Here is a 9,589-nt window from a genome sequence, read left to right as displayed (position 1 = left end):
AAAGGCTGGCCCGCATCCGAAATCGACGCCCTCATGCCGTGGAACTTCAAGACTGACGGCATCAGCTGACCGCTTACTTTGTTTCAACGTGTCGACAATCTGAAATACCCCCATGACTCGGTCACGCACACAGCGAGACAGCTTAAAAAAACGGACATTCCTGCGACATCTTCGACGATATCGGAAGGTGCGAACGAATCCTTCATTTGAAGGATTCGATGAGACGACATGGATTCGATCTAGGATTGAATCCTTCACAATGCCACCCAAGTCTCATTTTTTGCGCATATTCAACTAATGCTGAATCCTTGAGTCACTTTCAAACGGTGAAGGATTCGATATCGACATCGACTCAATCGGCATCATCCATATGATTATAAACGATTATTTTTTTGTTGACTTTTCTTATGACTTGTGAACGATTGTTAGCCATAGGCAGAACGACTGAGGTCAACATGAAATCTGAGAGTCTTCTTAATACAACTCATAATAGCATTTTGGTGAAGCGGACCGAAATGTCCGTCGAGGTACTGAATTATATTGGAGGATGCCTCAGCGACGGCGGCAAGGTCGGCGAGACCGGCTGGCATGTGTCGGTGTCTAAGGCGGAAGGCTCCTGGCGATTTGATTTAAGTCGACACGGAACCCCGATGTTGCGGGCCTTTCTTGCAGGCACGGAGGGAGCCGCTGTCACGTTATGGCAGCAAGCCTGCCGAGAGGCGGCCGCGCGAAGTCAATTGCATCGCGGGTCCGACCGGCGAATGCTGAAAGCGCCGTGGATCGCCACGATAGTCCTCGACGGCCTGGAATTGGCATCACATCAGCTTCACGCCGAAGCCGAGGGCCTAAAGGCTTATGTCGCGTTCGCTTTGATCGAAGGAGACGCAATATGAGGGCGGTGGACTTTTTTTGCGGCGCGGGCGGAATGTCCCTGGGCCTAACGACAGCAGGAATTGAAGTCGTAGGAGCTATTGATAATTCTCCGGAAGCGCTAGCAGTCTATACCGCAAACCTCGAGCACCCAACGCATTTAATGGACATTAATGACGTGAGGTCTGTAGCCGCGTTGGTGCGCGACATTAACGCCGACGCGTTTTTCGCCGGCCCTCCGTGCCAAGATTTTTCGAACGCTGGAAAGGGCATTGAGGGCGATAATGCAGCCATGACGGTCACATTCGCAATGATTGCTGCGATCGCAAAACCGAAATGGATCGTTATCGAAAATGTAGCGCCGATGCTGAGATCAAAGTCTTGGGCCGACGCAAAAAAAATCTTGAAAGATGCGGGTTACGGTCTCAGCATTTCAACGGTCAACGCTTCCAACTTCGGCGTGCCTCAAGCGCGAAAACGCGTGTTCGTGATCGGTCGGATAGGTGAAGCCGACGGTTTTATGGAAGCCGCAGTCGAAGCAGCCGCGTCCCCGCAGCAGACGACTCTTCGCGAGGTGCTTGCGGAAGAGGCGCCCGACCACATCTATTCACACGCCCGTTACCCGAACCGGCGGTCCGTCTTTAGTCCTGACGAACCCATGCCAACAATCCGGGCAGCTTCCCGTAGACCTGTGCCACAGCGCCACTTCGATGAAGTAGCGGACCTTCTGGCCGCTGGTCACGTTTACATGCGTCCGTTCCGAGATGGCCGAGGCGTTCGCACGCTCGACGAGCCAACTGCCGCGATCATTCGGACCTCAAGAGAAGGCCCAGGGCCAAAGTATTTGCGGACACTGCATCCTCGCGATTCCGCGCATCCATCGCAGGCTAGAACTCTGACTCGAGCCCAAACTGCACTGGTACAAGGCTTCCCCCTATCGTGGGACTGGAGCGCCGGGGGAGACGCGCGCAAAATTGATCAGATGATTGCGAACGCGGTGCCGTCACCCTTGGCATGCGCTATCGCAACGCTGGTAATGCAGCGGGCACGAGGCGAGCAGTCACCGATCGATGTCGCCCTACCTGACTGGCTTCGCAAAGCCAAAAAGCTTGGCAAGAGAGCCGTCCAAAACATTATAAGCAGCCTTCGCGAGGCTTGGCAGCTTCTAAAGGGGCGAATACTCGCCGACCATCGCCATGAGCTTTATACGCTTGAGACGACGGTAGAATTCGCCGCCTTAGATCCGCGAAGCCGAGCCCGGATACGCAACGCACTAAAAGTGCACCAGGAGTGGCGATCCACAAGGGCTGGTAAAGAAGCAGCGCCGGTTCACACGATCCCCGATCGTGGCGGCTTGCGCGCCCTGTTTCGGGCGGTCGGCCAGAGAATGGAAGCACACCGCAGACGTCCCGCCAACGTGCGAAAAACCGCGACGCGTGTGAAAACAGGCAAGCGGCAAGTCGACACACGCGCCACGATCGCGGCACCCATGCGGGTTACGGAGCCGACACCTCACCCGCTCTGGTCATCGCAAGTTATAGAAATCGGCAAGACTTCTCTGACCTTTACGATGGTCGCGCGGAGCCGGATGAAGGGGCCTCCATAGGAGCCTGCGCAACAGCATTTTCAACGTAATACCGGTTGCGTCGACCATCCAGGGACGCAACCGACAGAGACTTCAAATGGGCTTGGGATCCTCTCAAGCTCACGGGCGGAGCTTGGCCCGAAAGCAGCAAGCGGAATGATCGGAGAAAAAATGAGCAGACGTAATGTGAACTATTCGCAAGTTGTTGACGGTCTTAGGTACAACACCGAGACGGCGATAGAGATTTGCACCTACTACAGCACAGCGGATGTCGGTGACTTCACGTACGAGTGCACAACGCTATTCCAGACAAAAAAAGGACGTTTTTTCATTGCTGGCCACGGCGGCCCGCGCTCACGATGGAGCAGGTCTTTGGGCAACAACACGATAGCCTCAGGCGAGGGGCTGAGGCCGATATCCGCAGAAGAAGCCCGGCGTTTCGCTGAACAAAATGCTGATCCAGACACGGTCACCAAGTATTTCGATGTCGACGATGCTTGATCGCGACCGGATCCCCCAAGGGGGCGGCTCCCACGCCCGCAAAGGCCAACTGTAATCCACCGCATAGGTGGGACCTCCGTGAGCGGAGGTGTCCTCTGCATCAGCAGAGATGAAGGGGCGGCTCTCGCCGTTCCATTCTTTTCCATTGATCAAGAAAGAAAGGCCACAGCAATGCGGACTATTGCACACCTGACTCTTTTCACGGGCCACCTCCGTACCAGCCCACGTCATGAAGTTTCCCAAAGCACGATCGATACGCTCATGCCCTATGTCATGGGCGCTGGCGGTGAGATCGAAAACACGGGCTGGACCGTCAAAATGGTTCAGGGCGTGGCGCCTGGCTCCTGCGGCTTCACACTCCATCATTCCGGCCTCTGGCTCTTCTCTTGCTACATGGCGTGGACCCAGGCTGCGAGTGCTCCGATGTGGAAGATCGTCAAGCAAATCACTAAAACATCCATCCCAAGGCCGAAGCTCACGCCATGGCTAGCAGTGCATGCAATGCCAGACATGCCGAGGATCCTGTTTAAGGCTCCCAGCGCCATTATGGAAGCGGGCGATCTTGAACGCTGCATCGCGTGGACGGTCATTGAGGCAATGACTGGGGGGAACCAAGCGCCAGCCTGACGCTGCTTCGTCATTTGCCCTCCTGCTTGACAGGAGGGCATCATGCCAAATCCGCTCCTAGCCGAAACTCCCGGATCTCTCGCAGCAAGCGTTTCGACATTGGAGTAAGAGGCCAAATGAAAAAGCCTGCCGCGGGAGGAGGTGCGGCAGGCTTTCCAAAATAACAGATCAGCGACTGGGAGGAGGAATGCCACTGTTCCCTTCGATGCTGCTGAGGAGGAGGAATGCAGCATCTGAGCCGAAGCGCTGCGGGAGGAGCAGCATTGCTTCGTTACCAGTGTAATATCGGCTCCTATCGTTAGGCGCTAGATGTTGCAGTGCAAAACAGAAGTGCGCTCAACGCATACCCGCGACTTTACATGATGACATGCTGACTTGGCCTCCAAGGCCAGCCTAAGCTAATCGGGATAATAGCGCGCTGGCATCGTTCCAACGACTGCTCAGTCTGGGTGGATCGCGCATTCACGTAGTCAACAGCCTGCTGACCATCAGCGGACAGCTTAACGTTCCAAGTGTTGAAACATGTCCAAGCTTCCAAATTTTGGCGGAAAGATGAAGAAAACGTCAAGGGATACTGCAAAGGACGGTATACCGAGCAACGCATGTTTTGGCTGAGAATTGCTCGCTCTGTTGGAAATCGAAATATGAACGGTGCGCAAAGCACTAAGTCAATTTTGCTTCAGTGCGTCCTTTCACAAACTTTGCAACACGCCGTTCCAAACAGCAACGTCCATGTAGCCATATAGCCAGTGCGGGCCATAGATCTTGTATGGCCCCAGGATTGTCTATTGTGGCGGAGGAGCGTGCTGCCAATATGAAAGCGTCTTAAAGGCGCGCATAATGGAAGATACATTTGCTCGCACTATGGAGCTGAGCCCCTCCATGTTGACCGCAAATCAAAACTGTGATTTACGATTTACGGTCATGATCATACCACGACCTCAAATTGAAACAACCCTAGAGCGCGCTCTGACGCGGGCGCCCGTCGTGGCCCTGGTCGGCGCACGTCAGGTTGGCAAGACCACGCTCGCACGCAAGCTCAAAGATCAAGTACAAGGCACGATCTATCTCGACCTCGAGCGCACAGCAGACCGCCGCAGGCTGGAAGATGCCGAAGCATTCCTCCAGGCCCAGGCCGGACATCTTACGGTGCTGGACGAGGTACAGCGTCTGCCTGAACTGTTTGCCGAATTGCGTGGAATTGTAGACGATCGACGCGCGCGAGGGGAGAGGGCGAGGCAATTTCTGTTGTTGGGATCGGCGTCTCTGGATCTGATTCAACAGGTATCAGAAACCCTGGCCGGTCGGATCGTCTATCTCGAAATGCCGCCCATCGGAGTGGAAGAGGCAATCGCGGCTTCTATCGACATCGAGCGGTTGTGGCTGCGCGGTGGTTTCCCCGATAGCCTGACCGCAGACACCGATGAGGACAGCTATCTCTGGCGCCAGGCCTTCGTCCGAAGTTACCTCGAGCGCGATGTCCCGATGTTTGCGCCACGCATGCCGGCGACAACGATCGGGCGGCTGTGGACGATGCTGGCCAACGGACAGGGCAATACGCTGAACAGCGCGCGGCTTGCTCAGGGTCTGGGCGTCTCGGCGCCGATGATCGGCCGGTATATTGATCTTCTGGTGGACCTCATGCTGGTTCGACGGCTCCAGCCATGGAGCGGGAATCTCGGCAAGCGTCTTGTAAAGTCGCCAAAGATTTATGTCCGGGACAGCGGCCTGGTGCATGCTCTCCTGGAAATCGGCACGCTCGATCAACTCCTGGGCCACCCCGTCATAGGGCCGAGCTGGGAGGGGTTTGTGATCGAGACGCTGATCACTGCTGCCGGACCTGAAGTGACGCCTCTTTTCTACAGGACGGCCGACGGCGCCGAGATCGACCTCGTATTCGAGCAAGCAGGAAAGCCGAAGGTCGCAATCGAGGTCAAACGCGCCAGCGCACCGCAAGTGGAGCGCGGCTTCTTTTTGGCTTGTGACGATCTTGAAGTTGAAAACAGAATTGTTGTTGGCGCTGGCGCCGAAGATTATTCGGCGAAGGGCGGGATCAAGGTCCGTACCTTACGATCCGCAGTCAACGAGGTCCGCGAGATCCTAAAATCGCCGTTTGCAGCATAATTAGATTTATGGAACCTTTACGCAAAACGGTCTCCCATTCGCTAATATATCTGTCAGCCGCGCCGGCACAGTGGGCGACACGACCGCTCGTATCGCCATTCGTAGAGCCAGTGCTGACGCTCAGACCGTCAGAACCTTGCAATCTCGACCGCTTCTGGCGCGACGCGCGAACCCATACTTTGCATGACCCGGTCCGCTGGAAATACAGTGCCGTCGGCCAGTATTATCTGAACGGCATAGATCCGCCGCTTCACTCCTGGATCCGACGGTCTGAAGACGAGGAACGCGCCGCGATCACAGCATGCGCGGCCTCGATGAAACCGGCGCCGCCGGGTCCTCTGGTGATCCAGCGCGGCGACGTCGGCATCTCATCGAGATAGTCGACCACCGTGCTCACGCCGACGGTGTTTGAGAAAAACGAAAACATCGGCGCGTCATTGGTCGACTCGCCGCATTAGAGAAGTGAGGACGCTTCTTTGTCGATGTCGGTTGCGAATTGCTCGCGAAGAACCCTCCGGGTCATCGCAAGCTTGTCATATCCGCCGAGCCAACCGAGAATCCAGAGGTTGTTCACCGTGACATCGGCCCCTGCCCTCTGCAAGGTCCGGAGGATGGCATCACGCTGGGCAGGATCCTCCGGCTTGTCGAAAGCAAGACTGGCCAGCCTGAAGGGCTGGTCGTCCGCCAGTGTGGCACCCGGCATCTCACGCAGCACATCGCGCCCAATGTGCTCGAGCCGCACCGAGGCTGGCCGGCGACTGTCCTCGTCGTGCCAGAAGACGCGATCGATGTCGTGCGACCCGATGCGCCTTCGAAAAAATAAGCCGCCATTCTCGCCGATTACCCCATCCACTGGCCACATCCGCGCCATCTGATCGCACCAGCCCGCAGGAGCGCCCGTGACCGGAATGACGATGACGCCCGCGGCCTGAAGCGCCTCGAGCGCCGAATAAGTCGCCGCCGACAGCCTTCCTTTATAGGTCAGCGTCTCGTCCATATCCGTGAGGACAAACTTGACGCCTCGAAGGCTCGCGTGTTCGGCTAGCTCCAATGGCCGCATTCGATAACTCCAGTTTTCGCCGTGGCTTTACATCCTGCAAGAATGATGAGGAGAAACCACGAGCGCCGCTTTCGGATGATCGTGGTTCAGCGCCCGCCTGAAAGCCTCCTGGCGTCGAAAAGGGCGGTTTGCGATACTTTTGCCGCAGCGCCCTCGCCTATCGCAATATCACTTGGCTGGCAGATACTCATTCGTGGCATAGGTGGAGAAATCGGGCTTTTCAGTCAGAACCTTTCCGTTTTCGTCCACGAGGACGCCCGCGCTCAGCAGATATTCGCCGACGATGTCGATCCTTTTTGCGTCAAATGCGCCGATCACCCGATCTTCGGAGCGCAGATAATGCTCCGACGACAGAAGCTTGGCGCAAGCATGCACCAGAGCCTTATCGGTCAGCGCGTCCGGATTTGCGGCGACAGGATGTCGGCTGCTTCTTCCGGCTTGTCGGCAGCGAAGGCATAACCCTTTTTCACCGCCGCCAAGAAGGATTTCGCCGTCTCCGGATTTGCCTTGAGATAGACATCGCTCGACACGATGATTGTCGTATATTGGTCGGGAACGCCATAGTCGCTATATTTAAATTCCTTGAGCTTGGCTCCCGAAAGTTCAGCCTGCACGCCTTCCCTGGTCAGGATCTCCAGCGTGAAATCGACCGACTTGTTGGCCAGCGCCTCATAGGCCGATGTGCAGAGCGTCACCGTCTTGAACTCGCCCTTGCCCCCCGCCTTGCGAATAATGCTCGACAGAAGAGTGTTTTCCCAGGCGCTGCCGAAGCCGCCATAGGTGAGACCGTCGAGATCCTTCGGCGTCTTGATGTCGGCGCCCGCCGCGCGTTGGCTGTAGAGGCCGACGTCGTCGATGCCGAAATCGGCGGCCCCGTTGCTGACCAGGCTCGCAACGCCGGCGTCGGTGTAGGGCAGGATCCTCACGTTGAGACCGGCGTCCTTGAAGTACCCTTTCGCCTCGGCGACAAAGAGACCGATATGATCGGTGTTGGGGGTCCAGTCGAGTGCGATCTTGACGTCTTGGTGTCGTTTGCAGCGGCGGGGCCGGAAAGTGTCAACGCAGCCAACGCAATCGCAGTCATGGAGACAAGGGCGCGGCGTGTGATGGCGTACATGGGTCTTCCTTTCAGGGAATGAATGATGAAATCTGGTTCTGCGCCTTTGCAGGTCCGGCGGCCGAGTGGCCTGCGGGATCCGGGCCAATGAGGGCATCGAGAAGTTCCGCCTCAATGCTCGCCGCCTCGGCGCCGTTGAGATCGGCGAAGCTGCGTGGGCGGGGCAACGGAACGCGTATTTCTCGAACCACGCTGGCCGTCCGGGCGACAGCACGTAAACCCGATCGCTGAGATAGATCGCCTCGCGCACGTCATTCGTGATGAGCTGCGCCGTCCAGCGATGACGCTACCACATCCCCTCGAGCCAGCGCTGCATGGAGGCGCGCGTCAGGGCGTTGAGGGCTCCGAACGATTCGTCGAGCAGAAGCATCTTGCGGTCCTGCACCACCGTGCGGAGCAAAGCCACGCGCTGGCGCATGCCTCCGGACAACTGGTGAGGATAATGCTTCTCAATTCCCTGGAGACCGCACTGGTCGAGAAGCTGCGTGACCCGCCGGCCGGCTTCGGCGCGGCTCAGTCCCTGGACTTGGAGGCCGAGCGTCGCATTGTCGAGAATATTACGCCATGGCATCAATGCGTCGCGCTGGGGCATGAAGGCGAATTTGTCGCGCGCCGATGTCAGCGACCGGTCATCGAACCGGATCTGCCCATCGTCCATCCATAGCCTGCTCCAAAAACAGCGATTATTGAAAACCGAATACGGTAGGTCAACGAGCAATTCACGTCTGAGCAAAGTCTGCCTCCGCCATTTTGCATAACCTCTCAAGGCCGCAGGTCAGTTCTGGCGGATCGAAACTGAACCGCCCTGGGTTTGCCGGAGACCCCAACTCGTGAGAAGTAGGGTCTATGACAAGCAAAACGACGAACAAATTCTCCCTTGAAGTCCATGCCCGCGCCGTTCGGATGGTGACGGAACATGAAGCCGAACACCCTTCGCGGTGGGCTGCGGTATCATCCATAGCCGCCAAGATCGGCTGCTCGGCGCATACTTTCAATGAGTGGATGAAGAAGTCCGAGGTTGACAGCGGCAAGCGAGCAGGTCTGCCGAGCGATGTGGCCGAGAAGATGAAGGCTCTGGAGCGGGAGAGCCGCGAGCTTCGTCAGGCCAACGAGTTTTGCGCAAGGCATCCGCATATTTTGTCCCCTGTCGGCGAGTGCAAGCATTCGCCTGCCGGGCAGGGAGGCGGAGCTCGACCGCCCACTGAAGCGATGATTTCTTTCATCGACGAACACCGCTCGGTGCTCGGGGTCGAGCCGATCTGCAGGCTGCTGCCGATTGCCCCATCCACCTATTATGAGGTCGTTGCCAAGCGCAGGGACGTGGATTGGCTGTCGGCCCGCGCCCGGCGCGACATGGCCACGAAGGTCGAGATACGGCGAGTTTTCAACGAGAACTTTAGGGTTTAGGGCGTTCGGAAAATCTGGCGGCAGTTGCAGCGGGAGGGCTTCGATATTGCCCGCTGCACCCTCGCACGGCTCATGAGAACGATGGGTCTTCAGGGCATCATTCGCGGCAAGCCTGCCAAAACTACCGTGTCGGACAAGGGCGGCCCGGAAGAGCGACTGACATCCTGCCACAAAAATTGCGCAGCAGGATCAATAAAGTAGGGTCGGGGGAGGGACAAACCTAAGAAGCTGCCTCAAAAAGAGGTGGGTGATTTCAAGAGGTTATGATTCCTTCGGATTTGCAAGATTCGATGGAGTT

General features: G+C 57.1%; 9 protein-coding genes, 2 pseudogenes and 1 other annotated feature. Of the genes and pseudogenes, 6 read left to right on the top strand and 5 right to left on the bottom strand.

What is annotated here, in order from left to right:
- Positions 1–455 precede the first annotated feature (455 nt).
- From OCK01_RS26215 to OCK01_RS26195, 5 genes are all read left to right on the top strand, one after another.
- Positions 456–893, top strand: a complete 438-nt coding sequence (locus tag OCK01_RS26215; RefSeq protein ID WP_263826537.1) for a hypothetical protein — start codon at positions 456–458, stop codon at positions 891–893.
- Positions 890–2,476: a DNA cytosine methyltransferase gene (locus OCK01_RS26210; RefSeq protein ID WP_263826536.1), complete on the top strand. Its 1,587-nt coding sequence runs from the start codon at positions 890–892 to the stop codon at positions 2,474–2,476. The genes OCK01_RS26215 and OCK01_RS26210 overlap by 4 nt, the downstream gene beginning before the upstream one ends.
- A gap of 150 nt (positions 2,477–2,626) precedes the next feature.
- The gene (locus OCK01_RS26205) at positions 2,627–2,956 is read left to right on the top strand and encodes a hypothetical protein (protein WP_263826535.1); all 330 of its coding nucleotides are present in this window, start codon (positions 2,627–2,629) and stop codon (positions 2,954–2,956) included.
- Positions 2,957–3,217: 261 nt separating this feature from the next.
- Positions 3,218–3,583, top strand: a complete 366-nt coding sequence (locus OCK01_RS26200; protein ID WP_263826534.1) for a hypothetical protein — start codon at positions 3,218–3,220, stop codon at positions 3,581–3,583.
- A 924-nt stretch (positions 3,584–4,507) separates the two neighbouring features.
- Positions 4,508–5,707, top strand: a complete 1,200-nt coding sequence (locus OCK01_RS26195) for an ATP-binding protein (RefSeq protein WP_412179072.1) — start codon at positions 4,508–4,510, stop codon at positions 5,705–5,707.
- Between the two features lie 250 nt (positions 5,708–5,957).
- Here OCK01_RS26195 and OCK01_RS26190 read toward each other — a convergent pair whose 3' ends face one another.
- From OCK01_RS26190 to OCK01_RS26170, 5 genes and pseudogenes are all read right to left on the bottom strand, one after another.
- Positions 5,958–6,134 (bottom strand): hypothetical protein, encoded by a 177-nt coding sequence (locus tag OCK01_RS26190; protein WP_263826538.1) that lies wholly within the window; start codon positions 6,132–6,134, stop codon positions 5,958–5,960.
- Positions 6,135–6,161: 27 nt separating this feature from the next.
- Entirely contained in the window at positions 6,162–6,767 is a 606-nt protein-coding gene (locus tag OCK01_RS26185; RefSeq protein ID WP_263826532.1) for an HAD family hydrolase, read from the bottom strand.
- Positions 6,768–6,935: 168 nt separating this feature from the next.
- The gene (locus tag OCK01_RS26180; protein WP_263826531.1) at positions 6,936–7,142 is read right to left on the bottom strand and encodes a hypothetical protein; all 207 of its coding nucleotides are present in this window, start codon (positions 7,140–7,142) and stop codon (positions 6,936–6,938) included.
- A gap of 14 nt (positions 7,143–7,156) precedes the next feature.
- Positions 7,157–7,981 (bottom strand): ABC transporter substrate-binding protein, encoded by an 825-nt coding sequence (locus OCK01_RS26175; protein ID WP_263826530.1) that lies wholly within the window; start codon positions 7,979–7,981, stop codon positions 7,157–7,159.
- Positions 7,896–8,539: pseudogene (locus OCK01_RS26170) on the bottom strand (ABC transporter ATP-binding protein); the annotation flags it as partial. The pseudogene OCK01_RS26170 and the gene OCK01_RS26175, both read right to left, overlap by 86 nt.
- 191 nt (positions 8,540–8,730) lie before the next feature.
- Between OCK01_RS26170 and OCK01_RS26165 the strand changes: the two are divergent.
- Positions 8,731–9,429: pseudogene (locus OCK01_RS26165) on the top strand (IS3 family transposase); the annotation flags it as partial.
- Positions 9,059–9,168: a sequence feature (AL1L pseudoknot), on the top strand. (Overlaps the previous pseudogene by 110 nt.)
- Positions 9,430–9,589 lie beyond the last annotated feature (160 nt).

The sequence above is a fragment of the Rhizobium sp. TRM95796 genome (assembly GCF_025779995.1).
Taxonomy (GTDB): domain Bacteria; phylum Pseudomonadota; class Alphaproteobacteria; order Rhizobiales; family Rhizobiaceae; genus Rhizobium_E.
Note: the sequence above shows the minus strand (reverse complement) of the source record. Positions and strands in the feature narration are given on the sequence as shown.